Annotated in this window: 12 protein-coding genes; 10 read left to right on the forward strand and 2 right to left on the reverse strand. The window is 72.8% G+C overall.

Annotated elements, in window-relative coordinates:
• The first annotated feature begins 10 nt into the window (after nucleotides 1-10).
• From ACZ50K_RS30270 to ACZ50K_RS30295, 6 genes are all read left to right on the forward strand, one after another.
• Complete coding sequence (locus ACZ50K_RS30270) at nucleotides 11-1,180, forward strand: ABC transporter ATP-binding protein (RefSeq protein WP_468908737.1); 1,170 nt, start codon at nucleotides 11-13, stop codon at nucleotides 1,178-1,180.
• Nucleotides 1,177-2,106 (forward strand): ABC transporter permease, encoded by a 930-nt coding sequence (locus ACZ50K_RS30275; RefSeq protein ID WP_468908740.1) that lies wholly within the window; start codon nucleotides 1,177-1,179, stop codon nucleotides 2,104-2,106. The genes ACZ50K_RS30270 and ACZ50K_RS30275 overlap by 4 nt, the downstream gene beginning before the upstream one ends.
• On the forward strand, nucleotides 2,106-2,912 hold the full coding sequence (locus ACZ50K_RS30280) for an ABC transporter permease (RefSeq protein ID WP_468908742.1): 807 nt from the start codon (nucleotides 2,106-2,108) through the stop codon (nucleotides 2,910-2,912). The genes ACZ50K_RS30275 and ACZ50K_RS30280 overlap by 1 nt, the downstream gene beginning before the upstream one ends.
• Before the next feature lie 31 nt (nucleotides 2,913-2,943).
• Complete coding sequence (locus ACZ50K_RS30285; RefSeq protein ID WP_468908745.1) at nucleotides 2,944-4,359, forward strand: NAD(P)/FAD-dependent oxidoreductase; 1,416 nt, start codon at nucleotides 2,944-2,946, stop codon at nucleotides 4,357-4,359.
• Nucleotides 4,360-4,537: 178 nt separating this feature from the next.
• Nucleotides 4,538-5,002 carry a hypothetical protein gene (locus tag ACZ50K_RS30290; protein WP_468908748.1) on the forward strand — a complete coding sequence of 155 codons (465 nt, stop codon included), beginning with the start codon at nucleotides 4,538-4,540 and terminating at the stop codon, nucleotides 5,000-5,002.
• Between the two features lie 73 nt (nucleotides 5,003-5,075).
• Complete coding sequence (locus ACZ50K_RS30295; RefSeq protein WP_468908751.1) at nucleotides 5,076-6,899, forward strand: chitinase; 1,824 nt, start codon at nucleotides 5,076-5,078, stop codon at nucleotides 6,897-6,899.
• Here ACZ50K_RS30295 and ACZ50K_RS30300 read toward each other — a convergent pair.
• Nucleotides 6,868-7,692: a phosphatase PAP2 family protein gene (locus ACZ50K_RS30300; RefSeq protein ID WP_468908753.1), complete on the reverse strand. Its 825-nt coding sequence runs from the start codon at nucleotides 7,690-7,692 to the stop codon at nucleotides 6,868-6,870. The two genes, ACZ50K_RS30295 and ACZ50K_RS30300, sit on opposite strands and share 32 nt — an antisense overlap.
• 143 nt (nucleotides 7,693-7,835) lie before the next feature.
• A complete protein-coding gene (gene gabT, locus ACZ50K_RS30305) occupies nucleotides 7,836-9,170 on the reverse strand; it encodes a 4-aminobutyrate--2-oxoglutarate transaminase (protein ID WP_468908755.1) in 1,335 nt (444 codons plus the stop codon).
• 225 nt (nucleotides 9,171-9,395) lie between these two features.
• Here gabT and ACZ50K_RS30310 point away from each other — a divergent pair, with 225 nt between their 5' ends.
• The 4 genes from ACZ50K_RS30310 to ACZ50K_RS30325 all read left to right on the forward strand — a co-directional run bounded on the left by ACZ50K_RS30310 (nucleotide 9,396) and on the right by ACZ50K_RS30325 (nucleotide 16,959).
• Entirely contained in the window at nucleotides 9,396-11,528 is a 2,133-nt protein-coding gene (locus tag ACZ50K_RS30310) for an ATP-binding protein (RefSeq protein ID WP_468908758.1), read from the forward strand.
• Nucleotides 11,529-11,634: 106 nt separating this feature from the next.
• Nucleotides 11,635-13,215 (forward strand): PucR family transcriptional regulator, encoded by a 1,581-nt coding sequence (locus tag ACZ50K_RS30315; RefSeq protein WP_468908761.1) that lies wholly within the window; start codon nucleotides 11,635-11,637, stop codon nucleotides 13,213-13,215.
• A gap of 145 nt (nucleotides 13,216-13,360) precedes the next feature.
• The gene (locus tag ACZ50K_RS30320) at nucleotides 13,361-14,806 is read left to right on the forward strand and encodes an aldehyde dehydrogenase family protein (protein ID WP_468908764.1); all 1,446 of its coding nucleotides are present in this window, start codon (nucleotides 13,361-13,363) and stop codon (nucleotides 14,804-14,806) included.
• Nucleotides 14,807-14,961: 155 nt separating this feature from the next.
• Entirely contained in the window at nucleotides 14,962-16,959 is a 1,998-nt protein-coding gene (locus ACZ50K_RS30325; protein WP_468908766.1) for an acyl-CoA dehydrogenase family protein, read from the forward strand.
• The last annotated feature ends 40 nt before the right edge of the window (nucleotides 16,960-16,999 follow it).

Genomic DNA, 16,999 nt, shown 5'->3' on the forward strand with positions numbered 1-16,999 from the left:
ACCGCGACCCATGACTGACAAGACTCCCGGCGGCGACGTCCGCCTCAGCGGCATCAGCAAGCACTACGGCTCCTTCACCGCCGTGCACCCGCTGGACCTGACCATCCCGCAGGGTTCCTTCTTCGCCCTGCTCGGCGCCTCCGGCTGCGGCAAGACCACCACCCTGCGCATGATCGCCGGCCTGGAGGAACCCTCCACCGGCACGGTCAGCCTCGGCGACCGCGACGTCACGGACCTCCCCCCGTACAAGCGCCCGGTCAACACCGTCTTCCAGAGCTACGCGCTCTTCCCGCACCTGGACATCAGCGAGAACGTCGCCTTCGGACTGCGCCGGCGCGGCATCAAGTCCGTGAAGAAGCAGGTGGACGACATGCTGGAGCTGGTCGAGCTCGGCCAGTTCGCCCGCCGCAAGCCGCACCAGCTCTCCGGCGGCCAGCAGCAGCGGGTGGCGGTGGCCCGCGCCCTGATCAACCACCCCCAGGTACTGCTGCTGGACGAACCGCTGGGCGCCCTGGACCTCAAGCTGCGCCGGCAGATGCAGCTGGAGCTCAAGCGGATCCAGACCGAGGTGGGCATCACCTTCGTGCACGTCACCCACGACCAGGAGGAGGCCATGACCATGGCCGACACGGTCGCGGTGATGAACGGCGGCCGGGTGGAGCAGCTCGGCGCCCCCGCCGAGCTCTACGAGAACCCGCGCACCACCTTCGTCGCCAACTTCCTGGGCACCTCCAACCTGATCGAGGCCGAGGTGGTCACCGCGGGCTCCGACGAGGTGGTCGTGGGCTCGGCCGGAACCAAGCTGCGGCTGCCCGCCGCACGGTGTTCCGCCACCCCGCGGGCCGGCGGGAAACTGCTGGTCGGGGTGCGGCCCGAGAAGATCTCGCTGGTCCACGCGGACGAGGCGGACACCGTCGCGGCCGGCCGCAACAAGGTCACCGGCCGGATCGCCGCCTCCTCCTTCATCGGGGTCTCCACCCAGTTCGTCATCGACAGCCCGGTCTGCCCGGAGCTGGAGGTGTACGTCCAGAACATCGAGCGGGACGCCCGCCTGGTGCCCGGGGCCGAGGTGGTCCTGCACTGGAACCCCGACCACACCTTCGGCCTGGACGCCGCCCAGTCCCTGCTCGCCGGGACGATGGGCGACGCCGGGATCGAGACGGTCGAGGAGAACGCGTGACCCTCACCGAGGCGCCCCCGAAGGCGCCCGCCCCCGCCGACCCGCCGGTCCACACCCCCTCGCTGCGCAAGCGGCTGGTCCCGTACTGGCTGCTGCTCCCCGGCATCCTGTGGCTGCTGGTCTTCTTCGTCCTCCCGATGGTCTACCAGGCCTCCACCTCGGTGCAGACCGGTTCCCTGGAGGAGGGCTACCAGGTCACCTGGCACTTCCAGACCTACTGGGACGCCTTCACCGAGTACTACCCGCAGTTCCTGCGCTCCCTGCTGTACGCGGGCACCGCGACCGCCCTGTGCCTGCTGCTGGGCTACCCGCTGGCCTATCTGATCGCCTTCAAGGCCGGCCGCTGGCGCAACCTGCTGCTGATCCTGGTCATCGCCCCGTTCTTCACCAGCTTCCTGATCCGCACCCTGGCCTGGAAGACGATCCTGGCCGACGGCGGCCCGGTGGTCGGCGCGCTGAACTCGCTGCACGTCCTGGACGTCACCAGCTGGCTCGGGATGACGGAGGGCGACCGGGTGCTGGCCACCCCGCTCGCGGTGGTCTGCGGTCTGACGTACAACTTCCTGCCGTTCATGATCCTTCCGCTGTACACCTCGCTGGAGCGGATCGACACCCGCCTCCACGAGGCCGCCGGGGACCTCTACGCCCGGCCGGTGACCACCTTCCGCAAGGTCACCTTCCCGCTGTCCATGCCCGGCGTGGTCTCGGGGACCCTGCTGACCTTCATCCCGGCGAGCGGCGACTACGTCAACGCCGAACTGCTCGGCTCCACGGACACCCGGATGATCGGAAACGTCATCCAGTCGCAGTACCTGAGGATCCTCGACTACCCGACGGCGGCCGCGCTGTCCTTCATCCTGATGGCCATCGTGCTGATCATGGTCACCATCTACATCCGCCGAGCGGGGACGGAGGACCTGGTCTGATGCGCACTTCCGTCAGCTGGCTGCGCCGCAATCTCGTCGTCATCGCCGGGCTGGGCACGCTCGCGTACCTGATCCTGCCCAACGTCGTCGTCACGGTGTTCTCCTTCAACAACCCGGCCGGCCGCTTCAACTACGCCTGGCAGGAGTTCTCCCTCGACGCCTGGAAGGACCCCTGCGGGGTCGCCGACATGTGCGGCTCGCTGAGCCTGTCCCTGCAGATCGCCCTCTGGGCGACGATAGGCGCGACCGCCCTCGGCACGGCCATCGCCTTCGCGCTGGTCCGGTACCGCTTCCGGGGCCGGGGCGCGGTCAACTCGCTGATCTTCCTGCCGATGGCGATGCCGGAGATCGTGATGGCGGCCTCGCTGCTCGCCCTCTTCCTCAACATGGGCGTCGAGCTGGGCTTCTGGACCATCCTGATCGCCCACGTGATGTTCTGCCTGAGCTTCGTGGTCGCCGCCGTCAAGGCCCGGGTGCTGTCCATGGACCCGCGGCTGGAGGAGGCCGCCCGCGACCTCTACGCGGGACCCGTGCAGACCTTCCTGAGGGTCACCCTGCCGATCGCCGCCCCCGGTATCGCGGCGGGTGCGCTGCTGTCCTTCGCGCTCTCCTTCGACGACTTCATCATCACCAACTTCAACTCGGGCAACACCGTCACCTTCCCCATGTTCGTGTGGGGCTCGGCCCAGCGCGGTACGCCCGTGCAGATCAACGTCATCGGCACGGCCATGTTCGTCATCGCGGTGCTGGTGGTCCTGTCCGGCCAGTGGGTCGGCAACCGCCGCAAGAAGGCACAACCCAAGTAACACCTCATGACTCTGTAGGGAGTTGGAAGACATGGCCCCAGTCGCCATGCGAAGCGCCACCCGGTCCCTGGCCGACGTCCTGCCCGTCTCGTACTGGCTGGACGACCCCGGCCGGCCCGCCCCGCAGCCCGCCCTCACCGGGGACGAGCACTGCGACCTGCTGGTCATCGGCGCCGGATACAGCGGTCTGTGGACCGCGCTGCTCGCCAAGGAGCGGGATCCCGCCCGGGACGTGGTCGTGATCGAGGGGAAGGAGGCGGGCTGGGCCGCCTCCGGCCGCAACGGCGGGTTCTGCGCCGCCTCCCTCACCCACGGGTTCTCCAACGGGCTGGCCCGCTGGCCGGAGGAGCTGCCCCGGCTGGAGGAGCTGGGCGCCCGCAACCTCGACGCCATCGAGGCGGCCGTCGCCCGCTACGGCATCGACTGCGACTTCGAACGCACCGGTGAGATCGACGTGGCCACCGAACCCCACCAGGTCGAGGAGCTCCGCGAGCTCCACCAGGAGGCCGAACGCCTCGGCTTCGGCGGCTCGGAGTTCCTCGACAGGGACGCGGTGCGCGCCGAGGTGGACTCCCCGACCTTCCTGGCCGGGCTGTGGGACCGGGACGGGGTGGCCATGCTCAACCCGGCCAAGCTGGCCTGGGGCCTGAAGGCGGCCTGCCTCGGGCTGGGCGTGCGGATCTACGAGAACACCCGCGGCCTGAAGATGGCCTCCACCGGCTCCCAGATGGCCGTGGCCACCCCCTACGGCCGGGTGTTCGCCCGCCGGGTCGCGCTCGGCACCAACATCTTCCCCTCGCTGGTCAAGCGGGTCCGCCCGTACACCGTCCCGGTCTACGACTACGCGCTGATGACCGAGCCGCTGACGCCCGCCCAGCTGGAGTCGATCGGCTGGCGGAACCGGCAGGGCCTCGGCGACAGCGCCAACCAGTTCCACTACTTCCGGATCACCCCGGACCACCGGATCCTCTGGGGCGGCTACGACGCCGTCTACCCCTACCGGGGCAGGCTCAACGAGGAGTACGACCACCGGCCGGAGACCTACCTCAAGCTGGCCGGCCACTTCTTCACCTGCTTCCCGCAGCTGGAGGGGGTGCGGTTCAGCCACGCCTGGGGCGGGGCCATCGACACCTGCTCCCGGTTCTCCGCCTTCTTCGGCACCGCCCACGCCGGAAAGGTGGCCTACGCGGCCGGGTTCACCGGGCTCGGGGTGGGCGCCACCCGCTTCGGCGGGGACGTGATGCTGGACCTGCTGGACGGGGCGGACACCGAGCGGACCCGGCTGCGGATGGTCCGCTCCAAGCCGATGCCCTTCCCGCCGGAGCCGATCGCCTGGACCGGCATCACCCTCACCAAGTGGTCGCTGGCCCGGGCCGACGCCCGGGGCGGCCGCCGCAACCTGTGGCTGAAGACCATGGACCGGCTGGGCCTCGGCTTCGACTCCTGAGCCCGGCCGACGGCCCGGGGCCGGGCCCCGGCGCCCGGTCCGCGCCCCGGCGCGCGTCCCGTCCCGGCCGTGTGATCCGTTTCACCCCCACGGGGTGCCGGAACCCGCGTCATGGTCCGGCCCGGCCCCGCTCTCTCCCGGTGACGGATGTCGACCACGGGGAGACGGAGGCCGGGCGATGCACGGCGCGGAGTTCACGACGGCAGTGGAATGGCTGGTCTCGGTGGCGCCCGACCCCGACACCTGCCGGTGGGACTGGGAGCGCCACCCGCTCGGGGTGGCGCTGCTGCCCGCCGGCCGGCGCTGGGACGTGCTGATCCTGCCGGGCCGGCTGGCCCGGGAGACCTTCGAGGTGCTGACCCGGCTGCTCGACCCGCCCGGCCCGGTGCTCGCCGATTTCGGCGACTCCCGGCTGGGCTTCTTCGTGCCCCCGGGCACCGCCTCCCGCTGGCTGGGCACCGGGGTGCGGGGGGCCGGTCCGGGCAGCTGGATCGTGGTGCCCTACCCCGGCCGGGCCACCGGCGGGGTGCGCTGGCTGGTGCTCCCGGACGGCCGCGGCACCCTGACCGACCCGGCCGTGCTGGAGCTCGCCATGCACGAGGCGGCGGCCAACGTGATGACGGAAGGGGACCGGAGGCCTTGACAGGGACATTGGTCTGGACCATGTTGTGGTGCGCGATCAGACCCCTCCATCCCCCCATGAACCGGAGGCAGTTGTGCGCCACGCCCTGCGCGGGAACCCACGCAGAACCCTGTCCGTCCTCACCGCCGCGGCGCTGGCCGCCGCCGGCCTCCTCGCCGCGGTCCCCACGGCCACGGCCGCCGACGCGGACCTGGTCCGCAACGGCGGATTCGAGACCGGCCTCACCGGCTGGAGCTGCTCGGCCGGCAGCGGAGCCGTCGTCGGCACCCCCGCCCACAGCGGGTCCGCCGCCCTCAAGGCCACCCCGGCCGGCCAGGACTTCGGCCGCTGCTCCCAGACCGTCACCGTCAAGCCCGGCTCCACGTACAGCCTCTCCGCCTGGGTGCAGGGCTCGTACGTCTACCTCGGCGCGACCGGCACCGGCACCACCGACGTCTCCACCTGGACCCAGTCCCCGGGCGCCTGGAAGCAGCTCACCACCAGCTTCACCACCGGCCCCGCCACCACCTCGGTGACCGTCTACACCAACGGCTGGTACGGCCAGCCCGCCCACTACACCGACGACGTCCAGCTGATCGGCCCCGACCCCGGCGGCTCCGTGCAGCTGCCCGCCGCCCCGGCCGGACTGGCCGCGGGCACCGCCACCTCCACGGCCGTACCGCTGAGCTGGCAGCCCAGCGCCGGCGCCACCGGCTACCGGGTCTACCGGGGCGACACCCAGGCCGCCCAGGTCACCGGCACCTCCGCCACCGTCACCGGGCTGAACCCCTCGACCTCGTACACCTTCCAGGTCGCCGCCTACAACGCGGCCGGGGAGTCCCCGAAGTCGGCCCCGGTCACCGTGGTGACCGGACCCACCGACCCCGGCGGTCCGGGCGGCCAGCTGCCCGCCCACGCCCTGGTCGGCTATCTGCACGCCAGCTTCGCCAACGGCTCCGGATACACCCGGATGGCGGACGTGCCCGCCTCCTGGGACGTCATCAACCTGGCCTTCGGCGAACCCACCTCGGTCACCTCGGGCGACATCCGCTTCCAGCTCTGCCCGGTCACCGAGTGCCCGAACGTCGAGTCCGTCGCCGAGTTCAAGGCCGCCATCAAGGCCAAGCAGGCCGCCGGCAAGAAGGTGCTGATCTCCATCGGCGGCCAGAACGGGCAGGTGCAGCTCGCCTCCACCGCGGCCCGGGACGCCTTCGTCAGCTCCGTCTCGAAGATCATCGACGAGTACGGGCTCAACGGCCTGGACATCGACTTCGAGGGCCACTCGCTGTCCCTGAACACCGGGGACACCGACTTCCGCAACCCCACCACCCCGGTGATCGTCAACCTGATCCAGGCGGTGAAGACCCTCAAGGCCAAGTACGGCCCGGACTTCATCCTGACGATGGCGCCCGAGACCTTCTTCGTCCAGCTCGGCTACCAGTTCTACGGCTCCGGGCCGTGGGGCGGCCAGGACCCCCGGGCCGGCGCCTACCTGCCCGTCATCCACGCCCTGCGCGACGACCTGACCCTGCTGCACGTCCAGGACTACAACTCCGGCCCGATCATGGGCCTGGACAACCAGTACCACTCCATGGGCGGCGCCGACTTCCACATCGCCATGACCGACATGCTGCTCACCGGCTTCCCGGTGGCCGGCAACACCGCCCGGGTCTTCCCGGCCCTGCGCGCCGACCAGGTGGCCATCGGCCTTCCGGCCACCACCAACGCGGGCAACGGCCACACCTCCCCGGCCGAGGTCAACAAGGCCCTGGACTGCCTCACCAAGAAGACCAACTGCGGCAGCTACCAGACCCACGGCACCTGGCCCGCCCTGCGCGGGCTGATGACCTGGTCCATCAACTGGGACCGGTTCGGCGGCTGGGAGTTCAGCCGGAACTTCGACGCGTACTTCCCCTGACCGAGGCCCCTGCCTCGCCCCTGACCACGGCCCGTACGGCCAACAGCAGGGGAACGCACAGCAGCACGCTGGCCAGCACGTCCAGCGGCCAGTGAAAACCCCTGAGGACCAGGCCGGTGGCCGTCGCCGCGGACAGCGACAGGGCGACGGGCACCGGCCAGGCCCGTTCGGTGGACGGGGCGGTCAGCAGGGCCGCCCCCAGATAGGCCACCAGCGCGGTGGCGGTGTGGCCGGACGGGAAGTAGCCGGCCGCCCAGGGCTCCAGCGGGCCCGGCCGCGCCGTCCACTCCTTCAGCGGCACGATGAGGGCCGGCACCAGGGCCATCGCCAGCCCGGCGGCCAGGGCCGCCCGGCGCAGCCCGCGCCGGAAGGCGAAGACCATGGCCAGCGCGAGGACCGGCACCGCGACCGGGATGTTGCCGAGATCGGCGAGGCGTTCGGTGACCGCGTCCGGGACCGTGCGCACCAGGGCCCGGCTCAGCGCCTCGTCCGGGACCAGCAGCGGGCCGGTGACCAGCACCTGCCAGGTGATCAGCGCGAAGAGCGCGACGCAGAGCAGCGAGAGCGGCAGCGGGGAGAGTGCGGAGAAGGTGGCCGGCCGCCCCGGAACAGGGGGGATGGTTCCGGGGCGGCCGCCCGGACCGGTTCGGCGCGCGCCCCGGGGGGTTTGGGGCGGGCGTTCGTCCGATCGGTGAGGAGTGATGTGCTGCGCGAACGCATGTCCAGTACGGCGCTGGGGAAGCCCGGTACCGGGATCGCCCGGGGTTTCCCGCGGGCGGTGTGTCTCACTCATCTGCAGAAACCGTACGGCAGCGAAAGGGGGACCGACAGCGGGAACGCGCTCCCGCCATCGGCCCCCCACACCTTCTTCACAGCCCCCGACCGGTTACCGGCGGTATCGGCCGGGTGAGGCGCTCAGGTGTTCCCGACCTTCGGTCAGATGCGCGCGAAAGCGGCCTCGATGATGTCCAGACCCTCGTTCAGCAGGTCCTCGCCGATCACGATCGGGGGCAGGAAACGGAGCACGTTGCCGTAGGTGCCACAGGTGAGGACGAGCACGCCCTCGGCGTGGCAGGCCTTCGCCAGGGCGGCGGCCGCCTCCGGGTTCGGGGTCTTGGACACCGGGTCCTTGACCAGCTCGATCGCGATCATCGCGCCGCGGCCGCGGATGTCGCCGATGATCTCGTGCTTCTCCTGCATGACCGCCAGACGGGCCTTCATCAGGGCCTCGATCCGCTGCGCCGCGGCGTTGAGGTCGAGCTCCCTCATGGTCTCGATGGAGCCCAGCGCACCGGCGCAGGCCACCGGGTTGCCGCCGTAGGTGCCGCCCAGGCCGCCCGCGTGCGCGGCGTCCATGATCTCGGCGCGGCCGGTCACGGCGGCCAGCGGCAGACCGCCGGCGATGCCCTTGGCGGTGGTGATCAGGTCCGGGACGATGCCCTCGTGCTCACAGGCGAACCACTGGCCGGTGCGGCAGAAGCCGGACTGGATCTCGTCCGCGACGAACACGATGCCGTTGTCGTTCGCGAACTTCACGATCGCCGGGAGGAAGCCCTCGGCCGGCTCGATGAAGCCGCCCTCGCCGAGCACCGGCTCGATGATGATCGCGGCGACGTTGTCGGCGCCGATCTGCTTGGTGATCTGGTCGATCGCCTGGGCGGCGGCCTCCGGGCCGCAGTTCTCGGCACCGGTGGGCCAGCGGTAGCCGTAGGCGACCGGGACACGGTAGACCTCGGGGGCGAACGGACCGAAACCGTTCTTGTACGGCATGTTCTTCGAGGTCAGCGCCATGGTCAGGTTGGTGCGGCCGTGGTAGCCGTGGTCGAAGACCACGACGGCCTGGCGCTTGGTGTACGCACGGGCGATCTTGACCGCGTTCTCCACGGCCTCCGCGCCCGAGTTGAACAGCGCCGACTTCTTGGCGTGGTCGCCCGGGGTCAGCTCGGCGAGCGCCTCGCACACCTCCACGTAGCCCTCGTACGGGGTGACCATGAAACAGGTGTGGGTGAAGTCCGCGAGCTGGGCGGAGGCGCGGCGCACCACGGCCTCGGCGGAGGCACCCACGGAGGTCACGGCGATACCGGAACCGAAGTCGATCAGACGGTTGCCGTCGACGTCCTCGATGATGCCGCCGCCCGCGCGCGCGGTGAAGACCGGCAGCACGGAACCCACGCCGCCCGCCACCGTCTGCAGGCGGCGGGCCTGCAGCTCCTGCGACTTCGGGCCGGGGATCGCGGTGACGAGCTTGCGCTCCTGCGGGACAGCGGTCATAGGGGGCTCCTGGGGGTGTTTTCGGACGCACTTGTGTCTTTGTCCGCAGGCTAGGCCCGGGGGAGGGGGTGCTGCATGCTCCGTTCGGTAGTGGTGCCCGCGTGTCCTTGTCCGCGACGGCCATACGAAACGTCCGAGGGACCACGACCGGATACCGCGGCCGGAGCGCCCACGGGCACTAGATTGATCCGGCGCAGCACCGGAACTGGCAGGGGGCAGGGGTTCATGGACACGGACGGCACACAGGACGCGGCGGCGCGCACCGGGGGCACCACCCCCGGCATCCCCCGGCCGGCATCCCCCCCGAAACCCCTCCACGCCCCCGGCGCCCACCCCCCGCCGCCCCCCACCCCCGCCGGCTCCCCCCTCACCGACTGGCTCCGCACACCGCGCCACTCGGACGGCCCGGGCATCTGGGCGTACGGCCATGTCCCGAGGGCCGCCGAGGAACCCGAGCTCACCCCCACCCGGCAACTGGTCAGCGGCGCCCTGATCGCCCTGCTGGCCGGGCTGCTGCTGTGGTCGCTGCTGTGGAACGGCTATCTGGGCGGCTTCTGGCTCTGGCCCCTCTACATGTTCACCCCCGACTCCTGGGCCGGCCGGACACCCTCCGTGGTCGCCGCCTACATCTGGTACGCCATCGTCGGAGGCGCCCTCCTGATCGGCTTCGGACGGCTCGGCCGGTGGGCCGAACTCGCCGCACGGATCGTCGGCGGTCCGTCCCGGCGGGCCGCCCGGACCGGCCGCCCCGCCGTCCCGCCCCCGCCGCAGCCCGGTGGGCCCGGGGATCCGGTCGGGTGGCCGGAGTTGCGGGAGGCCGGGCTGGCGGGGGCCGCCGAGCGGTTGAAGGGGGAGGCGGAGGCCGGGGGCGGGCGGATGAACGACGTGGACGTGGCCCGGATCCGGCGCGCCTTCGAGGGGGTGCTGGTGGACCCCGGGCGGCGGGCCGCCTTCGCCGAGGCCGTCCGGCAGAAGGGCGCCGCCGCCTGCGTGCACCCCTCCGGCGCCCGCGACCTGCCCGCCCGGTCCGCCCGGCACGACCTGCTCGCCCGCCAGGTCCGCCTCGGCACCGTCGAGGACGGCCCCCGCAACCCCTACCCCCGCCGCGGCACCGGCCTCGCCCTCGACCCCGCCGTCCTCGGCACCTCGCTGCTCGCCGTCGGCCCCTCCGGCGGCGGGAAGACCACCCGGCTGGTGCGCCCGGTCACGGAGTCCCTCGCCCTGCAGGCCCTGGCCGGGCAGGCCGCCGTGGTCGCGGTCGCCGCGGCCGGCACCCCGCTCGGCCCGGACCGGTCCTATGACGTGGTGATCCGGGTCGGCGACCCGGCCACCGTCTACGACCTCGACCTCTACGGCGGCACCACCGACCCCGACGAGGCCGCCGGCCTGCTCGCCGAGGCCTTCGCCGGGGACGTCCCCGACCTGGACATCCGCCGGGCCACCACCGCCCTCGCCCAGTTGCTGGGCCCCTTCCGGGCCGCCCACGGCCGCTTCCCCGGCGTCCCCGAGCTCCGCGAGCTCCTGGACCGGCTGCCGGCCGCCGTCGACGGACTCCGCGCCGCCCTGGAGGCCGCCGGAGCCCACGCCATGCTCCGCGAACTCGATGCCCGGGACCGGGCGCACGGAGCCCACGGTGACCCCGGACCGGTGCTCGCCGACCGGGTCGCCCTGCTGGACCGGCCCGCCTTCGCCGGCTTCTTCGACACCACCGGCCGGCAGGGCCGCCCGTTCTCCCTCCGCTCCCTCGAACACCCCGTGCGGGTCCGCATCGACCTCCCGGAACGCGGCCACGCCGACGCCTCCCGGATGCTGGCCCGGCTGCTGCTGGCCCAGTTCACCGCCGGGGCCGCGGCCCGCGCCGACCGCTCCCTGTTCGCCTTCCTGGTCCTCGACGACGCCGCCCACACCCTCACCCCGCGGACCGTCCGCGGCATCCAGCGGCTCCGCTCCGCCAACGCCGGCGTCCTGCTGACCCTGCGCACCCTGGACGAGGTGCCGGAGGCCCTGCGCACCCCGCTGCTGGGCGCGGTCGGCTGCCGGATGGCCTTCTCCGGGGTGACCACCTGGGACGGGCAGCGGTTCGCCGAGGCCTGGGGCACCGAGTGGGTGGAGGCCCGTGACGTCACCAGCCGGACCGTGTTCGCCGACCAGCCGCTGACCCGCGCCGTGCACGCCTTCCGCAAGCTGGTCACCGGCAAGGCGGTGACCACCGACGCGATCACCGTCCGGCAGGTGGAGCGGGAGCGCTGGTCGGCCTCCGACCTGGCGCACGCGGTCCCGCCCGGGCACGCGGTGCTGTCGCTGACCTCGGTGGCGGGGGAGCGGGCCGCCCCGCTGCTGGTCCGGCTGGACGGCTGAGCCCCGACCCGTACGGGGTGGCAGAATCGAACCGAGCCGTTCATACGACACGGCGAAAACGACACGGTCATGTCCGCGACGCCGTCCCGTCCCCCGAAAGCCGCCGATGCCGCTCACCCTCGCCTCGCTCGTCCAGCACTCGGCGCTCAAGCTCAGCGTCCGGGCCGGGGAGGACCGTCTCGACACCCCGGTCCGCTGGGCCCATGTCAGCGAGCTCGCCGACCCCGTCCCCTACATGGAGGGCGGGGAACTCCTGCTGATCACCGCGATGAAACTGGACGCGGAGGACCCGCAGGAGATGCGCCGCTACGTCCGCCGGCTCGCCGCCGCCGGAGTCGTCGGCATCGGCTTCGCCGTCGGCGTGAACTACGAGGCCGTCCCCGAGGCCCTGGTCGAGGCCGCCCGGGCCGAGGACCTCCCGCTGCTGGAGGTCCCCCGGCGGACCCCCTTCCTCGCCATCAGCAAGGCCGTCTCGGCGGCCCTGGCCGCCGACCAGTACCGGGCCGTCACCGCCGGGTTCGAAGCCCAGCGGGAACTGACCCGGGCCGCGCTCTCCGCCGACGGCCCCGCCGAACTCCTCAGCCGGCTCGCCGCCCACGTCCACGGCTGGGCCGCGCTCTACGACGCCTCCGGCGCGGTGGTCGCCGCCGCCCCCGACTGGGCCGCCCGCCGGGCCGCCCGGCTCACCGCCGACGTGGAGCGGCTGCGCGAGCGGCCCGCCCCGGCCAGCGCCGTGGTCGGCGGCTCCGAGGACCGGGTGGAACTCCAGTCCCTGGGCACCGGCCGCCGGGCCAGGGGCGCCCTCGCGGTGGGCACCGGGGCCCCGCTCGGCACCGCCGAACGCTACGCGGTGCACTCCGCGGTCGCCCTGCTCACCCTCACCACCGAACGCACCCGCTCCCTGCACGAGGCCGAGACCCGGCTCGGCTCCGCGATCCTGACGCTGCTCCTCGCCGGACAGCCCGACCACGCCCGGGCGGTCGCCGGGGACCTCTACGGGGCCCTCCTGGAGGCTCCGTTCCGGATGGTCCTGGCCGAACCGGCGCTGCCCGGCACCGCCCAGCCCGAGGGCCTCGCGCTGCTCGGCGACGCCGTGGAGACGGCCGCCGCCCGCACCGGCGAGGCGGTCCTGCTGGTGCCGGAGGAGGGCCGGCTGGTGGTCCTGGCCGCCGACGGCGGCGCCGCCGTCCAGGCCGTCACCGACCACGCCGAGGCCCTGGAGGCCCGCCGCGGCCGGGAGGCCACCGGACCCGAACCGGACGAACTGGTCATCGGCCTGTCCGCGCCGGCCGGCCCGGCCGGCGCCGCCGCCGCCCGCAAGCAGGCGGACCAGGCCCTGGCGGTGGCCCGCCGCCGCGGCCGCCCGCTGGTCGAGCACGCCGACCTCGCCGCCGGATCCGTCCTCCCGCTGCTCGCCGACGAGGCGGTCCGCGCCTTCGCCGACGGCACCCTGCGCGCCCTGCGCGAGCACGACGAGACCGGACGCGGCGACCTGGTGGCCTCCCTCCAGGCCTGGCTCTCCCGGCACGGCCAGTGGGACGCGGCCGCCGCCGACCTGGGGGTCCACCGGCACACCCTCCGCTACCGGATGCGCCGGGTGGAGGAGATCCTCGGCCGCTCCCTCGACGACCCCGACGTCCGGATGGAGCTGTGGCTGGCCCTCAAGGCCACCGCCCCCGGCAGCTGAGCCCGGAACCCGGAACTGACAAACCGGCGAAGACCGGGCGGGTGGTGCTCCACCGCGGACAAGCGCCGGATTCGGCCCGCACCCCTACCGTGAGGGGGACAGGCAGCAGCACCCACCGCACACACCCCGAAGGGCCGGGATTCGCATGACTTCCACCCACGCCTTCTGGCTCGCCGGCCGCCAGGCCACCGGCGAGGACAGCTTCGACGTCACGTCCCCCTGGGACGGCCGTCTCGTCGGCACCGTCAGCGTGCCCACCGACGCGCAGGTCGAAGAGGCCGTGGCCGCGGCGTACGCCGTGACGGCGGAGTTCTCCGCCACCCCCGCCCACGTACGGGCTGCTGCCCTGGACCACGTCTCCAAGCGGCTCACCGAGCGCACCGAGGAGATCGCCCAGCTGATCTCCGCCGAGAACGGCAAGCCCATCAAGTGGGCCCGCGGCGAGGTCGGCCGCGCCGTGTCCGTGTTCCGCTTCGCCGCCGAGGAGGCCCGCCGCTTCAACGGCGGTGACGCCCAGCGCCTGGACACCGACGCCGGCGGCACCGGCCGCCTCGCGCTGACCCGCCGCTTCGTCAAGGGCCCGGTCCTCGGCATCGCCCCGTTCAACTTCCCGCTGAACCTGTGCGCCCACAAGGTCGCCCCGGCCATCGCCGTCGGCGCCCCCATCATCCTCAAGCCGGCCCCGGCCACCCCGCTGTCCGGTCTGATCCTCGGCGAGATCCTCGCCGAGACCGACCTGCCGGCCGGCTCCTGGTCCGTCCTCCCGGTCGCGAACGACAAGATGCCCGCCCTGGTCAAGGACGACCGCCTGCCGGTCATCTCCTTCACCGGCTCCGACACCGTCGGCTACGCCATCCAGCAGTCGGTGCCCCACAAGCACTGCACCCTGGAGCTCGGCGGCAACGCCGCCGCCGTGGTCCTCGACGACTGGTCCTCCGAGGCCGACCTCGACTGGGCCGCCACCCGCATCGCCACCTTCGCGAACTACCAGGCCGGCCAGTCCTGCATCTCCGTGCAGCGCGTGATCGCCGACGCCTCCGTCTACGACCGGCTCGCCGAGAAGGTCGTCGAGAAGGTCCGCGCCCAGGTCACCGGCGACCCGAACGACTCCGCCACCGACGTCGGCCCGCTGGTCTCCGAGGCCGCCGCGATCCGCGTCGAGTCCTGGGTGGACGAGGCCGTCGCGGCCGGCGCCAAGCTGCTCACCGGCGGCGGCCGCGAGGGCGCCTCCTACGAGCCGACCGTGCTCGCCGACCTGCCCGACGGCGTCACCCTCGCCTGCGAGGAGGTCTTCGGACCGGTCCTGACCCTGCACCGGGTCGAGGGCACCGACGAGGCCTTCGCCAAGGTCAACGACTCCAAGTTCGGCCTGCAGACCGGCGTCTTCACCCGCAACGTCCAGACCGCGTTCCGCGCCCACCGGGAACTGGAGGTCGGCGGCGTGATCATCGGCGACGCCCCCTCCTACCGCGCCGACCAGATGCCCTACGGCGGCGTCAAGCAGTCCGGCGTCGGCCGCGAGGGCGTCCGCTACGCGATGGACGACTACACGTACGAGCGAGTCCTGGTCCTGACCGGCCTCGACATCTGATCCCGTACGGCCGAAGAGCCGACGGCCGGAGCCCACTGTGCGGGGGCTCCGGCCGTCCCCCTTTTCCCGGGCGGGCGGAACGGGTACGAGTCACTGGCAGAGCAACACCCACCGGTAGCTCCACCCCGACTCTCGGCGGCGAGGTGAGTCCCCTCATGTCCGCAACACAGCCCGACCGGTCCGCACCCTCCGGCCAGTCCGCGCCACCCGCACCCCCCGACGGGCCCGACCGGCCCAAGGTGACCGAGCGCGAGGCCCGGCAGGTCGCCGAGGCGGCCCGCGAGGCCGACTGGCGCAAGCCCAGCTTCGCCAAGGAGCTCTTCCTCGGCAGGTTCCGGCTCGACCTGATCCACCCCCACCCGATGCCCGCCGAGGAGGACGTCCGGCGCGGCGAGGCCTTCCTGGAGCGGCTGCGCGCCTTCTGCGAGACCTCGATCGACGGGGCCCGCATCGAACGCGAGGCGCGGATCCCCGACGAGACCGTGCGCGGGCTCCGGGAACTCGGCGCCCTCGGCATGAAGATCGACCCCGGGTACGGCGGGCTCGGCCTCACCCAGGTCTACTACAACAAGGCCCTCGCCCTCGTCGGATCGGTCAGCCCCGCCATCGGCGCCCTGCTCTCCGCCCACCAGTCGATCGGCGTACCACAGCCGCTGAAGATGTTCGGCACGCAGGCACAGAAGGACGCCTACCTGCCCCGCTGCGCCACCACCGCCATCAGCGCCTTCCTGCTCACCGAGCCGGACGTCGGCTCCGACCCGGCCCGGCTGGCCACCACGGCGGTGCCCGACGGCGAGGACGCGTACCTCCTGGACGGGGTGAAGCTCTGGACCACCAACGGGGTGGTCGCCGACCTGCTCGTGGTGATGGCCCGGGTGCCCCGGAGCGAGGGCCACCGGGGCGGCATCACCGCCTTCGTGGTGGAGGCCGACTCGCCCGGCATCACCGTGGAGCACCGCAACGCCTTCATGGGTCTGCGCGGCCTGGAGAACGGGGTGACCCGCTTCCACCGGGTCCGGGTCCCGGCCGACCAGCGCATCGGCGCCGAAGGGGCCGGCCTCAAGATCGCGCTGACCACCCTCAACACCGGCCGGCTCTCGCTGCCCGCCATGTGCGTCGGCGCCGGCAAGTGGTGCCTGAAGATCGCCCGCGAGTGGTCCGGGGTCCGCGAGCAGTGGGGCCGGCCGGTCGCGGAGCACGAGGCCGTCGGCGCCAAGATCTCCTTCATCGCGGCCACCACCTTCGCCCTGGAGGCGGTCGTCGACCTCGCCTCCCAGATGGCCGACGAGGACCGCAACGACATCCGCATCGAGGCCGCCCTCGCCAAGCTGTACGGCTCCGAGATGGCCTGCCTGATGGCCGACGAACTGGTCCAGATCCGCGGCGGCCGCGGCTTCGAGACCGCCGAGTCGCTGGCCGCCCGCGGCGAGCGGGCCGTCCCCGCCGAACAGATGCTCCGCGACCTGCGCATCAACCGGATCTTCGAGGGCTCCACCGAGATCATGCACCTGCTGATCGCCCGGGAGGCCGTGGACGCCCACCTGTCCGTGGCCGGAGACCTCATCGACCCCGACAAGGACCTCGGCGACAAGGCGAAGGCCGGCGCCCGGGCCGCCGGGTTCTACGCCCGCTGGCTGCCCAGGCTCGCCACCGGCGCCGGCCAGGTCCCCGGCACCTACCGGGAGTTCCACCCGCGCGGCCACACCGACCTCTCCACCCATCTGCGCTACGTGGAGCGCACCAGCCGCAAGCTGGCCCGCTCCACCTTCTACGCCATGTCCCGATGGCAGGGCCGGATGGAGACCAAACAGGGCTTCCTCGGCCGGATCGTGGACATCGGGGCGGAACTCTTCGCGATGAGCGCCGCCTGCGTCCGCGCCGAGCACCTGAGGGCCTCCGGGGACCACGGCCGGGAGGCGTACCAGCTGGCCGACGCCTTCTGCCGGCAGTCCAGGATCCGGGTGGAGGAACTCTTCGGCCGGCTCTGGAACAACACCGACGACCTCGACCGCAAGGTGGTCGCCGGAGTCCTCTCCGGAACCTACGCCTGGCTGGAGGAAGGGGTCCTGGACCCCTCCGGGGACGGCCCCTGGATCGCCGACGCCACCCCCGGCCCGACCCGGGGGGAGAACGTGCACCGGCCGATCCGCTGAGGCCGTGTCCGGACCGCTCCGGGTTGCGGCAACAATGGGG

The organism is Streptomyces sp. NPDC033845, assembly GCF_055576225.1.

Bases quoted from the DNA above. Each gene is read 5' to 3' on its own strand.
- ACZ50K_RS30270 (WP_468908737.1), top strand. From the start codon at position 11: ATGACTGACAAGACTCCCGGCGGCGACGTCCGCCTCAGCGGCATCAGC.
- ACZ50K_RS30280 (WP_468908742.1), top strand. From the start codon at position 2,106: ATGCGCACTTCCGTCAGCTGGCTGCGCCGCAATCTCGTCGTCATCGCC.
- ACZ50K_RS30285 (WP_468908745.1), top strand. From the start codon at position 2,944: ATGGCCCCAGTCGCCATGCGAAGCGCCACCCGGTCCCTGGCCGACGTC.
- ACZ50K_RS30290 (WP_468908748.1), top strand. From the start codon at position 4,538: ATGCACGGCGCGGAGTTCACGACGGCAGTGGAATGGCTGGTCTCGGTG.
- ACZ50K_RS30300 (WP_468908753.1), bottom strand. From the start codon at position 7,692: ATGAGTGAGACACACCGCCCGCGGGAAACCCCGGGCGATCCCGGTACC.
- gabT (WP_468908755.1), bottom strand. From the start codon at position 9,170: ATGACCGCTGTCCCGCAGGAGCGCAAGCTCGTCACCGCGATCCCCGGC.
- ACZ50K_RS30310 (WP_468908758.1), top strand. From the start codon at position 9,396: ATGGACACGGACGGCACACAGGACGCGGCGGCGCGCACCGGGGGCACC.
- ACZ50K_RS30315 (WP_468908761.1), top strand. From the start codon at position 11,635: ATGCCGCTCACCCTCGCCTCGCTCGTCCAGCACTCGGCGCTCAAGCTC.
- ACZ50K_RS30320 (WP_468908764.1), top strand. From the start codon at position 13,361: ATGACTTCCACCCACGCCTTCTGGCTCGCCGGCCGCCAGGCCACCGGC.
- ACZ50K_RS30325 (WP_468908766.1), top strand. From the start codon at position 14,962: ATGTCCGCAACACAGCCCGACCGGTCCGCACCCTCCGGCCAGTCCGCG.